At 58.2% G+C, this 19,359-nt stretch carries 16 protein-coding genes; 3 read left to right on the top strand and 13 right to left on the bottom strand.

Going from position 1 to position 19,359, the window contains the following annotated elements; translation table 11 throughout:
- Positions 1–628 precede the first annotated feature (628 nt).
- The 4 genes from AB6803_RS27900 to AB6803_RS27885 all read right to left on the bottom strand — a co-directional run bounded on the left by AB6803_RS27900 (position 629) and on the right by AB6803_RS27885 (position 5,220).
- Positions 629–1,552: a diguanylate cyclase gene (locus AB6803_RS27900; protein WP_371112002.1), complete on the bottom strand. Its 924-nt coding sequence runs from the start codon at positions 1,550–1,552 to the stop codon at positions 629–631.
- 5 nt (positions 1,553–1,557) lie between these two features.
- Positions 1,558–4,392, bottom strand: coding sequence for a response regulator (locus tag AB6803_RS27895; RefSeq protein ID WP_371111946.1), 2,835 nt, complete (start codon positions 4,390–4,392; stop codon positions 1,558–1,560).
- The gene (locus AB6803_RS27890; RefSeq protein ID WP_371111945.1) at positions 4,392–4,775 is read right to left on the bottom strand and encodes a hypothetical protein; all 384 of its coding nucleotides are present in this window, start codon (positions 4,773–4,775) and stop codon (positions 4,392–4,394) included. Before AB6803_RS27890 ends, AB6803_RS27895 begins: the two co-directional genes overlap by 1 nt.
- Positions 4,776–4,917: 142 nt before the next feature.
- Positions 4,918–5,220, bottom strand: coding sequence for a hypothetical protein (locus AB6803_RS27885; RefSeq protein ID WP_371111944.1), 303 nt, complete (start codon positions 5,218–5,220; stop codon positions 4,918–4,920).
- 589 nt (positions 5,221–5,809) lie between these two features.
- Between AB6803_RS27885 and AB6803_RS27880 the strand changes: the two genes are divergently transcribed.
- Complete coding sequence (locus AB6803_RS27880; protein ID WP_371111943.1) at positions 5,810–6,577, top strand: SDR family NAD(P)-dependent oxidoreductase; 768 nt, start codon at positions 5,810–5,812, stop codon at positions 6,575–6,577.
- Between the two features lie 134 nt (positions 6,578–6,711).
- On the opposite strand, the gene AB6803_RS27875 is transcribed toward AB6803_RS27880, so the two are convergent.
- The 6 genes from AB6803_RS27875 to AB6803_RS27850 all read right to left on the bottom strand — a co-directional run bounded on the left by AB6803_RS27875 (position 6,712) and on the right by AB6803_RS27850 (position 12,830).
- The gene (locus tag AB6803_RS27875; RefSeq protein WP_371111942.1) at positions 6,712–7,782 is read right to left on the bottom strand and encodes an LLM class flavin-dependent oxidoreductase; all 1,071 of its coding nucleotides are present in this window, start codon (positions 7,780–7,782) and stop codon (positions 6,712–6,714) included.
- 493 nt (positions 7,783–8,275) lie between these two features.
- Positions 8,276–9,343, bottom strand: coding sequence for a glycine betaine/L-proline ABC transporter ATP-binding protein (locus AB6803_RS27870; RefSeq protein ID WP_371111941.1), 1,068 nt, complete (start codon positions 9,341–9,343; stop codon positions 8,276–8,278).
- Complete coding sequence (locus AB6803_RS27865) at positions 9,336–10,223, bottom strand: ABC transporter permease (RefSeq protein ID WP_371111940.1); 888 nt, start codon at positions 10,221–10,223, stop codon at positions 9,336–9,338. The genes AB6803_RS27870 and AB6803_RS27865 overlap by 8 nt, the downstream gene beginning before the upstream one ends.
- A gap of 99 nt (positions 10,224–10,322) precedes the next feature.
- Complete coding sequence (locus AB6803_RS27860; protein WP_371111939.1) at positions 10,323–11,324, bottom strand: ABC transporter substrate-binding protein; 1,002 nt, start codon at positions 11,322–11,324, stop codon at positions 10,323–10,325.
- 68 nt (positions 11,325–11,392) lie between these two features.
- Complete coding sequence (locus AB6803_RS27855; protein ID WP_371111938.1) at positions 11,393–12,187, bottom strand: pyrroline-5-carboxylate reductase family protein; 795 nt, start codon at positions 12,185–12,187, stop codon at positions 11,393–11,395.
- A gap of 13 nt (positions 12,188–12,200) precedes the next feature.
- Complete coding sequence (locus AB6803_RS27850) at positions 12,201–12,830, bottom strand: TetR/AcrR family transcriptional regulator (protein ID WP_371111937.1); 630 nt, start codon at positions 12,828–12,830, stop codon at positions 12,201–12,203.
- A 146-nt stretch (positions 12,831–12,976) separates the two neighbouring features.
- On the opposite strand from AB6803_RS27850, the gene AB6803_RS27845 reads away from it, so the two are divergent.
- Together AB6803_RS27845 and AB6803_RS27840 are read left to right on the top strand one after the other, a co-directional pair.
- Entirely contained in the window at positions 12,977–15,013 is a 2,037-nt protein-coding gene (locus AB6803_RS27845) for an FAD-dependent oxidoreductase (protein ID WP_371111936.1), read from the top strand.
- Between the two features lie 48 nt (positions 15,014–15,061).
- Positions 15,062–15,664, top strand: a complete 603-nt coding sequence (locus tag AB6803_RS27840; protein WP_371111935.1) for a dimethylsulfoniopropionate lyase — start codon at positions 15,062–15,064, stop codon at positions 15,662–15,664.
- 151 nt (positions 15,665–15,815) lie between these two features.
- Here the strand turns inward: AB6803_RS27840 and lepB are convergent, their stop codons facing one another.
- The 3 genes from lepB to AB6803_RS27825 all read right to left on the bottom strand — a co-directional run bounded on the left by lepB (position 15,816) and on the right by AB6803_RS27825 (position 19,097).
- Positions 15,816–16,643 carry a signal peptidase I gene (gene lepB / locus AB6803_RS27835; RefSeq protein WP_371111934.1) on the bottom strand — a complete coding sequence of 276 codons (828 nt, stop codon included), beginning with the start codon at positions 16,641–16,643 and terminating at the stop codon, positions 15,816–15,818.
- A 191-nt stretch (positions 16,644–16,834) separates the two neighbouring features.
- On the bottom strand, positions 16,835–18,073 hold the full coding sequence (serA, locus tag AB6803_RS27830; protein ID WP_371111933.1) for a phosphoglycerate dehydrogenase: 1,239 nt from the start codon (positions 18,071–18,073) through the stop codon (positions 16,835–16,837).
- Positions 18,074–18,335: 262 nt separating this feature from the next.
- Entirely contained in the window at positions 18,336–19,097 is a 762-nt protein-coding gene (locus AB6803_RS27825; protein WP_371111932.1) for an EF-hand domain-containing protein, read from the bottom strand.
- Positions 19,098–19,359: the final 262 nt, after the last annotated feature.

The following is a 19,359-nucleotide window of genomic DNA, read 5'->3' as shown; positions in this document are numbered from 1 at the left end:
CACCGATAATCAGTGAGCCAATTCTTTCGGGGGCAAACGATAATATCGAGTAAAGACGGGCTGTGCCCGTTTGGGATAGGGGGCTCAGTGCGGCGAATTTCATCAATTCGTCATCGAGAATTTCTTCTATCAAGCATGTTGAAGCTGCTCAGAGATCGAGAGTTCTGGCTGTGAAAATCTGGATCGAGTGCTTGTTGAGGCGCTTAATTACATCCGCTCGGTGAAATCCGGTCTCTTTGGGGAGTTTTCTACGTCCAGAGGATGCAATAAGTAGCATGTTAAGTATTCTTGCTGATTTTATATGAATCTAACTTAAATTAGACCATCTCTATATTGCAAGGATGCTGACGGATGCAGCCGGACATTAAGAGCAAAAGCCTTCTGAAAGCGACTTGCCAATGCTTCTTACGATGTCATTTGCCGTTGCGGTCGAGGCTTTTTCATTCGCAAACCAGATAGGCATCCGGGGGTATACTCGCAAGCACAGGACGGAGTCGGACATGTGTTGTCCTGCAGTGTGTGATCGTCACAATTGCAGGTGACAAAATAAATGCGCTTGTCCGACCGTTCCAGGAGGCTGGCAGTCGAATAACCTCTGCCAAGATCCCTGCCTCCTCGCCCTGAATGTCTAAAAAGACATCAAAGCAGCCGGTTCGTATTCGGCGCCGTTGACGGTGTTTCGCCCGGCCGCCTTGGCGGCATAAAGCTGCCGATCCGCAGCCGAAATCCAGGATTGTGGGCGCGCACCTGGGGTGCAGATGGCTGTGGCGACACCCATGCTCACGGTGACATAGCTTGCGGCGTCCGAGGCGGAATGGGGAATGCCGAGGGCCGCGATGCGGTGCAGAATGCTTCGCGCGGTTTCCATGGCCTCCGCATGCGAGGTCCCTGGCAGCATGCAGGCGAATTCTTCGCCACCATAGCGTACCGCCAGGTCACCGGCTCGCAGCATGGCGCGGTTCAGCGCGGCGGCAACCATCGACAGGCAGCGGTCGCCTTCCGTGTGGCCATAGATATCATTGAACCGCTTGAAAAAATCGACATCGAGGATGATCACCGAGAGCGCATCCCCGCGCAGCGACAGTGTCGCTATTTCCCGCGTCAGCTGGTTCTCCATCCGGCGACGGTTGCCGAGGCCAGTCAATGCATCGGTAACGGCAAGGGTGGCCAGCTCATCGCGCATGCGCTTCATATCGAGGTGATTGCGCACCCTTGCCCGGACCACGATCGGCACCAGCGGCTTGGTGACGTAGTCGATGGCGCCCATCTGCAGCCCCTTGGCTTCCGCTTCCTGGTCTCCCAGGGCGGTGGTGAATATGACCGGAATATCCACCAAGGCAGGATCGCCTTTCAGTTGGCGGCAGACCTCGTAGCCGTCGATTTCCGGCATCAGCACGTCAAGTAGGATGAGATCGGGCATGCTCATGCGGGCAACCTCAAGCGCTTCTTCACCTGATGTCGCGAAGCAGATCTCGTAGTCGTCTTCCAATACCGCGTTCATAATCTCAATATTGGTAACTTCATCGTCTACGATCAGTATGGTTGGACGCACCAAGACTAGATTTCCTTTTTCTTCAGCACGAACATGGCTGACCATTCTTCCAGCGCAGCGGCGGCCGAGGCGTAGTCGAGCCTCGAAATTGCCTCACGCACGATCTCAAATTTTTCCCCACCCGCTTGAGGCCCAAGCATCTGTTCCAGCACCTCGAATACGCGCCGAGCGCGCAGCTGGCGCCGCTCGATCAAGCCATGTAACTCGGTCATCAGGTTTTCCACCACGGCAGTCTCCATGGCCGTGATGTCGCTCGCGGCGGCGATCGGCAAGGCAGGCTGAACGAGGCGAGCAATGGCAACGAAGGCGGGGCGTAGCGCATCGGCCAATGCTGACAGCAAAGGAGATTCGGGTGGTGGAACCGGGTGGGCCAGCCGCGCCTCCAGCATCGAGGCCCTGGTTGCGACTTCAGGCAGCCCCAGCGTTGCGGAGACGCCTTTCAGCGTATGAGCGAGAATACGCCCCTGCTCGAAATCGCCATTTTCGATATGGCGGCTCAGAGTGGGTACGACATCGGCAAATTTTCGGCCGAAGTCGACGATCAGCTTGCGTAGCAGCGCCTCCTTGCCGTTCACCCTGACAAGTGCTGCCTCAAGGTCGAAAGGCGGGAGGGCAGACGGAAGTCCGCCGGAGGGCGGAATGATGACTTGTGGTGCCGACGCAGCACCGGAGAGTGCCGGGCCTGCTGTCACGAGTGGCAGTCGAATCCAACGGCTCAACACGGCCAGCAGCTGTGTTGGATCGACAGGCTTGGATATGTGATCGTTCATGCCCGCCGAGAGGCAATTCTGACGCTCGGCCTCGTAGGCATGTGCGGTCATGGCTATGATAGGCAGCCACTGATCGGCCAACCCCGCGCGTATCTCGCGCGTTGCATCGATGCCGCCAAGCTCTGGCATCTGCAGATCCATCAGTACGGCATCGTAGCGATTGCCGGCCTCAAGCACTTTTCGCACCGCGATCAAGCCGTTTTCGGCAGTATCGACGTTCAGGCCGCCATCGGTCAGGATAATCTGGGCCAATTCGAGATTGATCTCGTTGTCCTCGACCAGCAGGACACGCGCGCCTTGCAGCGCGGGCGCGATCATCGGCGTATTCTCGGCGTTATCATTGGAGGGCAGATGGCCGGTATGGGCGAATATCCACATCAGCATGTCGAACAGGGAGGAGGCGCTGACGGGCTTCGACAGGAAACCGTCTATGCCGAGTGTTTCGGCTTCACCGACAGCCTGCTCCTGTCCGTAGGCGGAGATCATGACGATGCGTGGCCAGTCTTCACTTGGCAGAATGGATTGGAGCACCTTGATTGCTTCCATGCCGTTCATGCCCGGCATCTTCCAGTCGAGCAGGACCAGATCGAAGGGACGGTGTTCGGCAATGGCACCGCTGATCGCCGCCAGCCCTTCCTGCGCGGAGGCCGCCAGCTCCGGGATGATCGACCATGTCTCGCAAAAGCCCTGGAGAATTTCCCGCGACCCCTCGTTATCGTCGACCACCAGCACACGCAGATTGGCGAACGCGTCCGACTTTCGCTCCACTGCATGCCGACGGGTTTCATCTTCCTCCAGCGCGACGGTAAAAGTGAAGGTACTGCCTTGGCCCTCTTTGCTTTCCACCGAAATGCCGCCATCCATGAGGGTGACGAGTTGACGGCTGATCGCAAGCCCCAGCCCCGTGCCGCCGAAGCGTCGCGTGGTGGAACTGTCGGCTTGGGTAAAGCTGTCGAACAGCCGCGCAACCTGTTCGGATGACATGCCGAGACCGGTATCGCGCACCACACCCTCGATCACGCAGCGGCCTTCCCGACGTTCGCGTAAGTTGAGCTTAAGGGTAACTTCACCGCTGCTGGTGAACTTTATGGCGTTGCTGACGAGGTTCAGCACGATCTGGCCCAATCGAAGTTCGTCGCCGCGCAGCATGGCCGGGATTGCCGGGTCCACCTGCCAGCCGATGGCGATGCCTTTCTCTTGCGCCTTCAAGGCGGAGATTTCCATGGCGCGTTCCATCATGGCCCGGGGATCAAAAGACGCTTTTTCCAGCGCCATCTTGCCGGCCTCAATTTTGGAGAAATCCAGGATGTCACTGAGCAGGCTCAGCAACCGGTCGCTCGCACTACGGATCTTGGTGACGTAATCGTGCTGTCGCGCTGTGAGTTCCGTTCGGCCGAGAAGATGGCTGAAGCCGAGGATGGCATTCATCGGAGTACGGATCTCGTGGCTCATATTGGCCAGGAAGAGGCTCTTGGCCGCGTTGGCTTGCTCGGCTTCGTGCGTGCGGACTTCGAGCGTCTCGTTCTGTAAGGTGAGAGCATGACCCATATTCTCGATGCGCTCGAAGGCGTTGACCAGCTTGTTGCTGAGCCAGACCAGCACGGTCGTCTGGAAAACAACGATGCTCGCATGCAACACTACCCGGTTGATGCCCGCGTCATTGACGAAAACCGCCGCTGGCACGGTATAGTTCAGAACGAGATGGTGCAGGGCAATGGCGGTGGCTGCCAGCAGCAGGCTAGGCGCATCGAACCAAGCGATCAAAAGGGCCAGGGTGGCAAAGAAATACATGTGCATGTCCATCTGCCAGCTCAGGCCGGATGTCAGATAGACCAGCAGGGCCGGCTCGCCCATCAGTGCAACCGAACTCAGATAGCGTGTGACCGGCGCACTGCCTTTAAAATGCCAGGACAAATGTGTGGTGGCCGCAAGCAGTCCGGCCAGCAGAACCGGCATGAGAACGGGTTTGCCGACATAGAGCGCGATCGCGGCGAGGAGGGGGACATGAAGCCATAGCAGGGGAACAAGCAATCGTCCGAAACCAGTGCGCAGGCGTGCGATTTCATTCATCAGATTGCCCCTTTGCCATTGTCGACAAGACCAAGACAGCTACGTTGCGTCGGCGCGTCGAGGACCAGCCAGGCGCCGGCAGCATAGAGTGCGGCGACGAGGTCCTCCGGTTCGCCAGGGCGGCGCTCGCCTTCGGGCGCACGGCGCACGACAATGATATTGGGCAGCGCTCCGCCGGCAATCATCCGTCCGCCGGCCGCTGCGACCAGGGAGGCCATCCGGTCTTCCTTCCACCATGGCGGTCCGATGACGGCCATCTGGGCATCGGGTGCCGGATTGCCATAGGTCATGGCGCCGATGCTGAAGGCACTCACGAGCAGAAGTGCCAGAGCCGGTAAAGTCGCCACCACTCCGCCATTTTCGGAGCAAGTCCCAGATGTCATGATTTATCCGTTGAGCGCCAATAAAGTAATCTAATAAATGCTACTCTAAATAATACGAAGCTAAGCACACGTCTATTGGCCTGGATCAGAATTCAGCTGAGTTTATCGATCTAAGATTTGAAAATTCCGGCTGTTTGACAATTTAGTCTTTTGGAACCGGTGATTCGACCGATCCTGTGATGTCGACGTCGTCGGGGAGTGTGTCCGGGATTTCGACGAGTTTTTCAGCTTCGATCAGAAGGTAGTCCATCTGTTTTTTGAGCTCGACGAATTGTGTGATCTGCGTGGCAAAGGACACGTTCTTATGCAGATCATAGAAGCTCGCGATTGTTTCGCGGCGCTTCCGTCGTGCCTCTTCTAGGACGCCTTTCAGTGTTTTCAATTTGTGCTTTGTCGCAAAATACCGCTGCATCGTCTCGATCAGCTGCAGGGTCTTGTGGAGCATTGGCATTCTTCCCCTCCATAGCGTCAAGGCGCCGGCCTATTCAAAGGAATGTGCTGGGCCTGTCGCTTTGAGGGGATGACGAGCATGTCGCTGAAGAGCGTCGTAACAAAGGAATATTGGAGAGGTAATCGTTGCAGACATGTTTCTCATAATCCAGAGCGATAGAATTTTAGCCATATGCGAGACAGTGAGCTCAATGTGAGGAGCTTCAGCCGCGTTCAGGCAAATGCCGAAGAGGTCTTTGACTGGCTCGCCATCAGCGGTTGGGCTCTGGCGTCTTGAGGGCAATCACAGGCAGGCCATCGCTTTTGGCTGACGATAACTCGCTCATTGGTTGATTATGAGAGTATCAGCGATAGCAAATAGATAGTTTGCCCAATGTTTCGCGAATGCGGAATTTTTGCGGATTTTTGTAAACAAAGCTGACCGCCAAGACGAGGACGGTAACCGGCTTCAATTCCATCGGGACGATGCTAGCAAAACCCAATGGGATGTCGGAACGGGCAGCAGCACTTTCCAGCCTTGCTGTATTGGCCTAACTCGTAGCTGACCCTAGTATGGCGAAAATCATGGCAAGCGAGGCAAGGGCATGACCGACAGGCTAAAAGGCAAGATTGCAATCATTTCCGGTGGGGCGACGGGCATGGGAGGGGCCGCCTCCCGACTGTTCGCGCAGGAGGGTGCGAAGGTCGCAATCATCGACCGGAACGGCGAGGCGGCCGCGCAAACAGTCGAGGATATTCGCGGCGCCGGAGGTATAGCTGCGCACTGGGTGGCGGATGTTTCGGACGAGGCGGCAGTTGCCGGCGCGGTGAAAGGGGTGGAAGATGCATTCGGACCGATCACCGTACTGTTCAACCATGCGGGAACGATTGTCATCAAGCCGTTTCTGGAAACGACGGTTCAGGAGTGGGATTGGCTGCACGCCGTCAATGTCCGCTCCATGTTTCTGATGACGCGGGCAGTGCTGCCAGGAATGATCGCTGCCGGCGGCGGCTCGATCGTTTGCACATCGTCGATTTCTGCGGTGGCCGCTACACCGATGGAAGTCCTGTATGACACCACGAAAGGTGCCGTTCATATGTTCGCTCGCGCGATCGGCGTCGAATTCCGTGACCGCAACATCCGCTGCAATGCCGTGTGCCCGGGGTTCATCAGGACTCCGCATGGTCTCCGAGAGGTTTCTGAGCTGCAAGCTTTGGGCGTCGACGTGTCGGAGGCGGCCATCGCTGCCCAGCAAGGCCGCATCGGCGAGCCGGAGGATGTGGCGCAGGCCGCGCTCTATCTTGCCAGCGATGAATCCCGCTTCGTTAACGGCGCCCACCTCTTTGTCGACAACGGCTTCACCGCGATTTGACATCGCAGGATCCGCACGGCAGCGGCGCGTCTTTCAACTGTGTTCCATCCGGCGATATGTAGGCAGGACTATCCCGCGGCCGCTGCTTGTCATTGTCGACGCTCAGCAAGCACGAACTCACTGCGGCTCCGCCCTCAATCGCGTAATAGCGGAAGCAGTTGATCGCCCTGTCGTTTGATCTCGGACAGATACGGCGTGTCGGAGAGCACGAAATGCGTGATGCCCAGATCCCGATACTTGCGCAGCGAACGGGCGACGTCATCAGCCGAACCGACCAGCCACGTGGTGCCAGCGCCGCCGCCACCGAACTTGCCCGGCGCCGTATAGAGGTTGTCGTCGAGAACCTCGCCGCGCTCGTGTAGATCGAGCAACCGCCGCTGGCCCACCGCGACGGCCTGGCGGTGGTCGTTCCAGCCGGCGCCCTTGCTCCTGGCCATCTCGGCAACCTTGGCCTCGGCATCGGCCCAGGCCTGCTCCGTGGTGTCGCGCACCAGTGTGGTGATCCGCAATCCAAATTCGAGGGGAGGGAGGTCGCGGTCCAGCTCCTTGCCCAGCGCCTTGAGCCGGCCGATCCGCTCCCGGACGCCGTCAAGCGGTTCCCCCCAGAAGAGTTGGACGTCTGCTTCGGTCGCTGAGACCCGTTCGGCCGCCTCCGAGGCGCCACCGAAGTAGAGCTTGGGGTGTCGACGGTTGTCACGCGCCTCGAGGCGCGGCGCCACGGTGGACTCGCTGACCCGGAAATGCTCGCCTGCGTAGGTGACATTTTCCTCGGTCCACAGCCTGCGAACCAGCCGCATGAATTCCTTGGTGCGGCCATAGCGATGCGCCTGATCGCCCTCGCTGTCGCCATATGCCGCAAGGTTATCCTGGCCCGACACGATATTGACGCGCACCCGGCCGCCGGTCAGCTGATCCAGCGTGGCGGCGGCGGAAGCGAAGTTCGCCGGTCGCCAATAGCCTGGGCGGATCGCGATGAGCGGCTCGAAGGTGGTGGTCCGGGCGGCGAGCGCGGCTGCGACGGTGAAGGTGTCAGGCCTGCCCCAACCGGTGCCGATGAGTGCGCCTTTCCAGCCGTGCGCTTCCAGCGCTTGCGCGTGGCTGGTCAACGTCTCCAGGCTATTGTGGTTTTCAACAGTGGAATCGCCGCGGTGGCCGGACTTCACGTCGTTCGGGATATACCAAAGAAATTCGGATTTGCTGCTCATCTGATGCCTGCATGTCTAAAGGTAGGGATAGTATGCGAGATGGCTTAGTTTAGTCTATAAAACTTATAGACTGCATGGCAGCATCGGGCGAAGAAATTTGCCGATATGCGGCGATCCGTAAAAAAATTGGCCTGGGGATCGTAGGCTGCGGCCCTCGATAGTTCCAACCTCTTAGGAGGCTCTAGTGTGAATACGGGCCGCCGTTTGAGCTGATGGGAGCCATCGCGCTTGACGGCGTGGTGGCATAGGCACGACAGAACAGAAAGAAGGGCTCTCGGCCTAGACCGGAGCCCTTTAAGTTTGAAGGTAAAACCTCCAGAGGGAACAGCCAACGCAGCGAGACCGGGAGGAGGGAAACGCCGATCGCGTCGACTGTGATCATAATGCGTGCGCCGGCCCCACAAGGCGACATATGGAGCGACCGATTTTGTACCGGGTTATGATATATATATCTAATATTTAGCGGAAACTTGAAAAATGCCGGCGTCGTGGCTCATTGCGCCGCGACCGCAGGCGAAGCCGAGGTATGCGAATTGACCATGGCACCAGCGAGCTCGCGCAGGTTGACCAGTCCCAAGGCGTCTCCTGCCGCCGAGGTCACCACGACATCGCCGTCCGGAGCCGAAGTCAGCAATCGCATCGCCTCTTCGACCGTTGACCCCGCCGCAATCCTGGCTCCGGTCGACGCCGTGCCCGCCTGCAAAGGTCTCATAATCGCTTCGACATGGACCACCCGGCCGCGATTGACCTCCTTGACGAAATTGGCGACGTATTCGTCGGCCGGATGCAGGACGATGTCCTGGCTGGTGCCTTGCTGAATGATTTCGCCGTCACGCAGGATGGCGATCTGATCGCCCAGGCGAAGCGCTTCGTCGAGGTCATGAGTAATGAAGACGATGGTTTTCTTGATCTCCTTCTGGATGTCGAGGAGAACCGTCTGCATGTCCATGCGGATCAGCGGATCGAGTGCCGAAAAGGCCTCGTCCATCAGCAGGACCGGCGCATCGTTGGAAAGAGCGCGCGCCAGGCCGACACGCTGCTGCATGCCGCCGGAAAGCTGGTTGGGATATTTTTGCTCGAAGCCTCGCAACCCAACCCGTTCCAGCCAGCGCATGGCGACGTCGCGTGCCTTCGACCGTTCGATACCTTGGACTTCGAGGCCGAAGACCGTGTTGTCGAGAACGTTGCGGTGCGGCAGCAGCGCAAACTTCTGGAAGACCATCGCCGTCTGGTGGCGACGAAAGGTGCGAAGCTCGGCTTCGTTCATCTTGACGACATCGGCTCCATCGACCAGCACCTCGCCGGCCGTCGGGTCGATCAGCCGATTGATGTGCCGGATGAGGGTCGACTTGCCTGAGCCGGAAAGACCCATGATGACCTGGATACAGCCCGACGAGATCTCGATATTGATGTCTCTCAGCCCGAGCACATGTCCATGTTTTTCGTTCAGCTCGGATTTCGTCAGCCCTTTCTGAACGGCATCGACGTGAGCCGCCGGGTTAGGGCCGAAAATCTTGTAGAGGTGGCGGATCTTGATCCCGCCGAAATGTTGATCAGCCATGAACGATCTCCCGATGCTTCTGGAGCCGCTTGCCATAGGCTTGGCTGACCCGGTCGAAGATGACGGCGATGCCGACGATGGCAAGGCCGTTGAACATTCCCAAGGTGAAGTACTGGTTGGCGATCGCCTTCAGGACCGGCTGGCCGAGGCCCTGCACACCGATCATCGAGGCGACGACGACCATAGCGAGGGCCATCATGATGGTCTGGTTGATGCCGGCCATGATCGTCGGCAAGGCGAGCGGCAGCTGAACCTTGAAGAGCTTTTGTGCGTTCGAGGTTCCAAATGCGTCCGCGGCTTCCAGCACGTCCTTGTCGACAAGCCGGATACCGAGGTCGGTCAATCTAATCATCGGCGGGATGGCATAGATGACCACGGCGATCAGGCCCGGCACCTTGCCGATGCCAAGCAGCATCACGACCGGGATCAGGTAAACGAAACTCGGCATGGTCTGCATCACATCGAGGATTGGATTGATGATCCTTTGAACCGCGTTGGAGCGCGCCATCAGGATTCCGATCGGAATGCCTATGGCGATCGACAGGATGGTGCAGACGAAGATCATCGAGACCGTCCGCATCGTGTCGTCCCACATGTCGAAATAGCCGATCAGCAGCAGAATCACGAGACAGCCGAATACGATCTTCAGGCTGCGGGTTGCAAACCAGGCAATGACAAGAATGATCAGAGTAATGATTGGCCACGGCGTCTGCGTCATGAAGCGATCGGCGGCAATCAGAAAGCGTTGCAGCGGTGAAAACAGGCCTTCGATCGTATCGCCATAAGCGCGCGTAAAGCCGCGAAAGCCGTCGTCTATCGCCTTCTTCAGGTTGCGCAGCGCGTCATCGTCCATGTGAGGAAATTTATAAAACCATTCCATTCGGTTCCCCTTCTTTGTGCAAGAAGCCGTGGCTCAAGTCTTTTTGATTTTGTCGGCTGTCGAGAAGCGGTGCGCTTTCGCGCACCGCAGGATAGACGTTTACAGGGCAGCTTCGATCTTCTTGGCGGCTTCCGGCGAAACCCACTTCGTCCAGACGTCCTTATTTTCCTTCAGGAAGTGCTTAGCGCCATCTTCGCCGCTTGCCTGATTGTCGGTCATCCAGGCCATCAGCTTGTTGACGGTCTCGTTGCTCCAGGAGCGCTTCGCGAGGTAGTCCATGACTGCGGGGCCGGCCTTTTCAGAAAAGGGCTTGGCCGTGAGGGTGACGATCTTGTCGATCGGCCATGCATTCGGCTTCGGATCAGGGCAATCCGCCACTGTGTTGCAGCGCTTCCACTCCGCGGCGTCAGCAGGAACGCCTGCCTCCAGCTTCACCATCGGATACTTGCCGAGGAGGGCTGTGGGCGCCCAGTAGTAGCCGACCCATGCCTTCTTGCTTTCATAAGCCTTGGCGATCGAGCCGTCGAGACCGGCGGCTGATCCTGTATCCACCAGCGTGAATCCGGCCTTTTCCGCTCCAAACGCTTTGTAGAGCTGCGAGGTGACGACGGTGCCGCCCCAGCCCTGCGGGCCGTTGTAGATAGCTCCCTTTGACGGATCTTCTGGATCCGGGAACAGCTCTGGATGCTTCAGCAGGTCAGGAATCGTCTTGATATCGGGATGGGCGTCAGCAAAGTATTTCGGGATCCACCAGCCCTGATTGCCGCCATCCGGCAACGGGGAGCCGACCGCAACGATCTTGCCTTCCTCCGTTCCCTTCTTCACGACGTCTGGAAGCAGATCGACCCATGCTTCCGGCGCGATATCCGGCTGGCCTTTTTCCGCCATGGAGGTGATTGTCGGGACGGTGTCGCCGACCGTGATTTCGGCCTGGCAGCCGTAACCTTCGTTCAGGATGATCTTGTCGAGATTGGAAAGAACCTCTGCGCTCTGCCAGTTCATGCTGGCAATGGTGACGCTGCCGCATTCGGCGGCGTTGGCAAAAGAGACTCCGCCGAAGAGGCCGGATATCAGGATTGTGGACGCAAGTAATTTTTTCATTCTCGTTCCCTTTATTGTGCGGCTTTCAGAGCTGAGTGGGGCGCCGCAGAACACCCACTCGACGGTTGTCAGGAAGCGTCTCCCATACTTACCAATTTCTTGAATGCGGCTGATAGCCCGTTCGCGACGGAAGCGTCGAAGCCTGCGGCACGCATGCCTTCAATGGCCGCCGCTGTGGTGCCGCGGTAGTCGAGAAAGGCTTTAACGATGTCGTCGGGACAGTCCTCTCTGTGCTCGATCAGGCGCCCGGCACCCGCCAGCACCGTCGTGACCGCCCGCCGGGCAATCTCTTCGGAGAGCCCATAGGCAATCGCGTCACGCATCATCGCGGATGCCAGCAAGGCGGGAAAAGCCGGTCCGGACCCGGAAAGCCCGGTGAGGTAGTCAATATCCGTCTCGCTTTTGACCTCGTCCTGTGATCCGCATGCATCGAAGATGGCTCGGACGATGGTGCGATCATCGTCATCGACCTCATTTGAGGCGATCCAGGGCGTATAGGATTTGCCGACTTCAGCGCCGGCATTCGGAACAGAGCGGATCACGCGCCCCGTATTGTGCCGCTCGGACAGTGCGCCCAGACGGATCCCAGCCATGACAGAGATGACAAGCTTGCCCCGGGCGTCGACCGTCAGGCCACTCCAGTCGGCCGGACGGACAGAGAGAATGACCACATCCGATCGGTCGGCAAGCGCCTGATTGTCGGTCGTCCAGAACACATTCGCAAAACGTTGCGGCTGCTCCTTGCGATAGGACAGTGAGAGCCTAATCGGCTCGACCAGGCCTGTGTCCAGAAGCGAGCCGGCGATGGCTCCGCCAAGCCAGCCGCCGCCGCCGACAATGCCAATTCTCAGGGAGCCGTCCATATCTGCGCTCCTCCTAGTCAGGCTTGTAGTTGTGCCGGGAGAAGAAGCGGTCGAGCTCCCTCTGCTGCGGCACCTGACCGGTGTAGATCTCGATATATTCGGGAATGCGCTTCATACGGACGGCGAGGTCTTCCTGCGACTGCATGGAGATATAGCCGATCTGCACCAGGTACGTCGTTCGCGCCCTCACATCGGCGTTGATCTCCGAGTTGCCGAAGCGGATGAACATGCGCTTCAGGGCTTCTATGCGCGTCTGATCGGCTTCTCGAACCTGTTCGAGGATTTCGCCGGATTGTAGCGCCCAGCTGCGGACCGCAAATTCGAATTTTGAATCGAACAGCTCGTTGTTGAGCCAGCAGTCGAAGACGTTGAGCATCGCCTCGGCCAGCGATTCCGCATAGGCCTCCGTTTGCTTGACGATCCCACCGGTATTCTTGTCGCGCCAGCGCGCAACGAGCGCGGCCAGCAATTCCTCGCGGTCCTTGAAGAACCAGTAGAAGCTTGTTCGTGAGAGATTGAGCTTTTTCGCGAGCGGAAGGATTTTCACCGAATCTACGCCGGAATCGAGCAGGGAGTGATAGGCGGCCTCGAGCCACCCTTCCTGCGATCCTCGCCAACCGGTGTCGTTCAACGTCTGATCCATAGGTGACTTCGTAACAAATTGTCAGCGGTCGCACAACGCGAATGTACAGAAGTGTCGACAGGAGTGACATATCTGTTTTCGTCGTTGACACATGTGTACATTGCACCTAGCGTCGGCTCCGGCGTTTTTTATTCCGGAGCATGGCCATGTCGAACGATCCCCTCCTTCAGCCCTATAAGCTCAAGCATCTGACCCTACGGAACCGCATTATCGTGACCTCCCACGAGCCGGCCTATCCGGAGGACGGCATGCCGAAGGGGCGCTATCGCGCCTATACCGTCGAGCGGGCAAAGGGTGGCGTGGCGCTGACGATGACGGCGGGATCGGCGGCAGTCTCGCGAGACAGTCCTCCGGTCTTCAACAACCTGCTTGCCTACAAGGACGAAATCGTTCCCTGGATCAGGGAAATGACGGATGCCGTGCACGAACAGGGCGCCGCGATCATGATCCAACTCACGCATCTTGGCCGGCGTACGCGCTGGGACAAGGGCGACTGGCTCCCCGTTCTAGCGCCATCCCATCATCGAGAGGCAGCGCACCGGGCCTTCCCGAAGAAATTGGAGGATTGGGACATCGAGCGCATCATCAAGGACTTTGCCGATGCGGCGGAGCGGATGAAGGCGGGCGGCATGGACGGTGTGGAACTGGAGGCCTATGGCCACCTGATCGATCAGTTCATGTCTCCGGTCACCAACGAGCTCGACGGTCCTTATGGCGGCTCGCTCGAAAACCGTATGCGTTTCTGTCTCGACGTATTCTCGGCGATGCGAAAACGGGTAGGGGACGATTTCATTCTCGGTGTTCGCTACACCGCCGACGAATGTCTTCCCGGCGGAACGGACAAGGCCGAAGGCATCGAAATCTCTAGACGCCTGAAGGAAAGCGGCCTGATCGACTATCTGAACATCATTCGTGGTCATATCGATACGGACCCCGGCTTGACCGACGTCATCCCGATCCAGGGCATGGCCAGCGCGCCGCATCTCGATTTTGCCGGTGAAATCCGTGCGGCAACGAATTTCCCGACCTTCCATGCCGCCAAGATCCAGGATGTGGCAACCGCCCGCCACGCCATCGCCGCAGGCAAGGTCGATATGGTCGGCATGACCCGCGCCCACATGACTGACCCGCATATTATCCGCAAGATCATGGAGAAGCGGGAAGACGATATTCGCCCCTGCGTCGGTGCCAACTACTGTCTCGACCGCATCTACCAGGGCGGCCTCGCATTCTGCATCCACAATGCGGCGACGGGCCGCGAAGAGACCATGCCGCATGTCATCGAGAAGGCCGATGTTCGCAAGAAGGTCGTGGTCGTGGGGGCTGGCCCGGCCGGCCTGGAGGCCGCTCGCGTTGCCGCCGAGCGCGGCCATGAGGTCGTCGTATTGGAGGCTGCCAACGATGCGGGCGGGCAGATCAGGCTGACGGCGCAGAGCGAACGCCGCCGCGAAATGATCAGCATTATCGACTGGCGCATGAGTCAGTGCGAGAAGCATGGCGTCGTTTTTCGCTTCAACACCTGGGCGGACGCCGAAACCATTGCAGCCGAAAATCCCGACGTCGTCATCGTGGCCACCGGCGGCCTCCCGCACACCGAGGTGCTGTCGAAGGGCAACGAATTCGTCGTTTCCTCCTGGGACATCATCTCAGGTGACGTGAAGCCGGGCAGCAACGTTCTGGTCTTCGACGATGCTGGCGATCACGCCGGCCTTCAGGCCGCGGAATTCCTCGCCAAGGCCGGCGCCAAGGTCGAGATCATGACGCCGGACCGTTCCTTTGCCCCGGAAGTCATGGCGATGAACCTGGTGCCCTACATGCGTTCCTTGCAGAAGCAGGATGTGACCTTCACCGTCACCTACCGGCTGGAAGCGGTGGAGAAGAGCGGCAACCAGCTGGTGGCCCATGTCGGCAGCGATTATGGCGGGATTTCCAAGCAGCGAAGCTTCGACCAGATCGTCGTCAATCACGGGACCATCCCGCTGGATGAGCTCTATTTCGAGCTGAAGCCGCTCTCGAGCAACCTCGGCGAAATCTCGCATGACGAATTTCTGAACGGTCGGCCTCAGTCCGTGGTTCGCAATACGGACGGAAAATTCCAGCTGTTCCGCATCGGCGACGCTGTTGCCGCACGAAACACGCACGCCGCCATCTACGACGGGCTGCGTATCGCTAAAGATATCTGACGGTGTGGGCGGGCCGGTTCGTCGGGCCTCATTTCTGGAGATGGTGATATGACCGACCGCAGTAAATCCCTGCAGTCTTTTGTGGATGCGGCATTTGCGGCGTTCGACCGGTTCGCCACGGCACCGGAGGCCCGCCGTTCCATCCCCCGGATCTTTGCACTGCTTGAGCACCCGGGCTCCGGACGGGATAGGCCTGGATGCCGTCTTCCTGTCTGCAAGAACCTAGACGAGGCGCTTTCCATCGCTACCTCAGAGCCCTCGCTTCAGCAGTTGGTCGAAGGTTTCAAGGGGATCGAGCCGAACCTCGAATGGCGCCAGCGGACCAGATGTGACGGTACGGAGAGTGCAAACTTCGCCGATGGGCATGCCAATGCAATGGTCATCGGTCCTGGTGGGCTGGAGGAACGAGATGACCTGTGGATTGGCGTCACCCTGATGGTGCCCCATGTGCGTTATCCGGATCATGATCATGCGCCAGAGGAGGTCTATCTTGTCCTCTCAAAGGGGGAGTTTCAGCAGGGGGACGGGGACTGGTTTTCTCCCGGCATCGGCGGGTCGTTTTACAATGAGCCCGGGATCAAACATGCCATGAGGTCGGTCGAAACATCGTTCCTCGCCTTTTGGGCGCTGTTAGCCGAGAGACAGCACTGAGCTGCGGGGGATGTCGATGCTTGCTTATAACCGATACGGGACGCGAGGCTGGCCATGTGCGTAGATGCCAGACAGGCGAAATTGCTCAGTGAGATTGACGGGCACTCCTCAATACGCTGCGGCACGTTGAAATCGGACAACCCGGTCCGCTTCACAATTGCTTCCCGACCCGATCCGGATCCTTGGACACCAAAACCGATAGGGCTACCCCTAAGATGCTTTCCTTCCGGACCAGGCCATCGCCGTTGAAGTCATGCGGGTAGCGGCTATCCACGGAGCTGTGGCGATTATCGCCGAGTACGAAATAGCTGTCTTCTGGAAGAGTAACGGGCCCGAAGTCGTTCACCACGCCTTGAGGCATTTTGGGCGAAAGCAGCGTCGCGTAACTGCGGCCTTCGGGCGTGGTTTCCGTATAAACCTCTCCGGAGACAAATTCCTCCTTGATAAGTTGGCCGGTGGCCGCGGTGATCATTTTCTCTTCATTGATGAAGACATGGCCGTCTCGCATTTTCACCGTCTCACCTGGCAGACCGATGATCCGCGTAAGGGCAACGGTTTCGTCACCACCCTGGAACCTCGCCTTGTGCACGATGATATCTCCACGTCTGACAGGCTTATAATCCAGCACCTGTGCGGCGATCATTTCGTTTTCCCGCACACTCGGTGACATCGAGGACGAAGGAACGTTGAAGAGTTTTATGCCGCATATATCCCGTTTCATGCGGGCCACATCGCAATCCGCCGGCAGCTGTGCGGCCAGGCCGCCGATCGCGTGTTCCGTCATGGCTTTCATAAGCTGCATATCGGTGGTCCAAGCCTTCGCCTGCGCCAGCCATATTGGGTAAGCTGGTTCCACGAGCGTTCTTGCAGCGCTTTCGCGTTCGGTCTCGGCCAGCGCGACGGGAGTGAAAGCCACCATTGTGAAAGGAACCGACAAAAGGAGAGTGCCTATTGATGTCGTTATTTTTGCCGAGCGCACGGCTTTCCTTTCTCCTTCCCGTTCAGAGGCTGCGATGGCAGCTGTCCACAATAGCGGATATGCTCCAGTTTATAGATCAGACAACCGTCCACGCCGCGCGCCCGTTCTTTCATTCGGCGTTGTTGTACTACCTTACGACCTGCGTCACAGACTTATGCAGCGACTGCGAGAATGCCAATTTCCCACCGGCGTCAGTAGAGCAATCGAGTTCGTATCGTTCCCGGGATCTGGCGAAGCGCATCCAGTATGTCATCGGCTGTCTGGCCAACGCCCTCGGCTTCAATGACCACGTAGCCAGTGTCGCCGTGCGTCTGCAGGAACTCACCGACGATATTCAGTGCGCGGGACGAAAAAATCGCATTCAGACTGTTGAGCATGCCAGGGCGGTTTTCGTGAACGTGGATGAAGCGCGTGCCGTTTGGACGTGGCGGCAGTTGAACCTGGGGAAAATTGACGGCGCCCAGCGTCGAGCCGACGTCGGAATATTCCACAAGCTTCCTGGAGACTTCCCCACCGATGCGCTCCTGGGCTTCTTCGGTCGAGCCGCCAATATGCGGCGTCAGAATGACATTGTCCAAACCCTGGAGCGGCGTTTCGAAACGCTCGTTGTTTGATGCTGGCTCCCTCGGGAACACGTCCACGGCCGCGCCTGCGAGGTGTCCCTCTTTCAAAACCTTCGCAAGCGCTTCGAGATCCACCACGGTTCCGCGGGAGTTATTGATGAAAATGGCTCCCTTTTTCATTCGGCGCAGTTCGGTCTCCGTGATCATGTTTTGCGTCGAACTGGTTTCGGGAACATGCATCGTCACGAAATCCGAGATTTCGAGAAGCTCGCCAAGCGTCGCCATCGATTCCGAGTTGCCGTGGCGAAGCCTGTCTGAAGGATCGAAATAACGCACCTTCATACCCATGCTTTCCGCAAGAACGCTAAGCTGCGAACCGATGTTGCCGTAACCCACGATACCCAGCGTTTTTCCGCGCACCTCACGACTGCCGACGGCGGATTTGTCCCATCCGCCCTCATGAGCAGACGCCGAACGCGGAAAAATCCGCCGGGTCAGCATTATGATCTCACCGATCACAAGCTCGGCGACCGAGCGGGTGTTCGAATAGGGAGCGTTGAATACGGGGATGCCGCGTCGGCGGGCCGCATCCAGGTCGACCTGATTTGTCCCCACGGAAAAACAACCGACGGCAATCAGCTTTTTGGCGGAGCTGAAAATTTCCTCCGTCAGCTGGGTGCGTGAACGAATTCCGACAATATGCGCCTCGGCTATGAGCCTTTTGAGATCCTTGTCATCCAGAGCCTTCGGCAGATGAGTCACATTGACGTAGCCGGACGACGAAAAGTAGTCCACGGCGCTCTGGCTGATGCCTTCAAGCAGAAGGACGGAAATCCGCTCGCGCGGGAGAGAAAGTTGTCGGGTCATTGAATTGCTTTCAGTTCTCGAATTCGATTAGGCCGAGGTCGCTTGTCGGCCATAAAAGTGCGCAGATATGGCAAAATGTTTAGCGACCAACCAACGGGCAGCGCAAGAACAAACTCCGCTCCGACGGCGGATAGTGAGAAAGCGCGGATGATGGAAGCGGCACGAAAAGGGCGGCAGGCTTGGGCTGAGGTCCCAACATCTCTTGCCCAAGTCGCCGCCCGTTTTCACAGTGTCGCAGACGAACGATGATGACCACTGCTTATCAGAGGGAGAGCAATTCGTTTGTCGTATCGGCTTGGTCGCTCGAGGCATATAGGCTGCCAAAGTCGAGCGGCTGCGGTGGTTGTTGTGCCTTCATGGCGGTCTCGAACTGGCTTTGTGTCAGCGATCCGGAACTGGACGTGTCGAGGCTCTCGAAGAAGGATGTTGCCTGATCCTCGCTGACGTCAGACGGGCGCGCGGCGACGAATTCCGCTTCGCTGACGCTACCGTCTCCGTCCGTATCCATCGCCTTGATCATATCGGTCTGGCCGCTCTGATAGCTGCTGCTGGAGGTTCCTTGCGTGCTCGAGGCGCTGCTGGTGGAGGCGGTATCCGAGCTTGAGCTCGAATCATCGTCACTGCTGCCAGACTGCAGATTGAGCATCATCGACATGAGCTGCGCCGCCAACTGCTCCGCCGTCATCGTCAGAGACTGATCGTCGGAGGAGGAAGACGAACTGCTGCTGGACGATCCGCCACTTAAGAGAGAAGAAAGAGAATCGTCCGACGAGGATGATGACGAGCGAGATCGCTGGTATTGATAATAACTACTTGACGTAATTGAACTGATGCTCGTCATGGGGGCCTCCGGATGCGAGCGTTGAAATGACTCCGGTTTCTTACGCTTACTCGTTATGAACATATTGCCATCGCGTCGGGCCGCCTGATCTGCGGCAGCACGATCTTTGATGTCGATATGAGCGGAGGGACTTGCCGAATACTGTAAACCCAGCATTCTTCGCATCTCTGCTTTGATGCTCACGCGTGCCCCCGCAACGCATTAGCTCAAGATTGAATACGACAGATGAACGCCATCATGGCGCTATCGGCATCCGCACACTTCGATCTGGCAATTCCCAACGAGCTACTGATGCACAAGCAAACTTGTGCGTAGCTTATAGGAGCCGGGCGCTTGCTCCCGGGTGCAGTTTCTTCTTTGGATTGTTCGATCGGCTCCAAGGCATTGGAAGCCGACATATGTCCGTCGACGGCAGTCTCATAGGTGGACTGGTCAAATTCGGCAC

The sequence above is a fragment of the Rhizobium sp. RCC_161_2 genome (assembly GCF_041355235.1).
GTDB lineage: Bacteria > Pseudomonadota > Alphaproteobacteria > Rhizobiales > Rhizobiaceae > Rhizobium.
The sequence above is the reverse complement of the archived record's forward strand: the minus strand, read 5'-3'. Positions and strand labels throughout refer to the sequence as shown.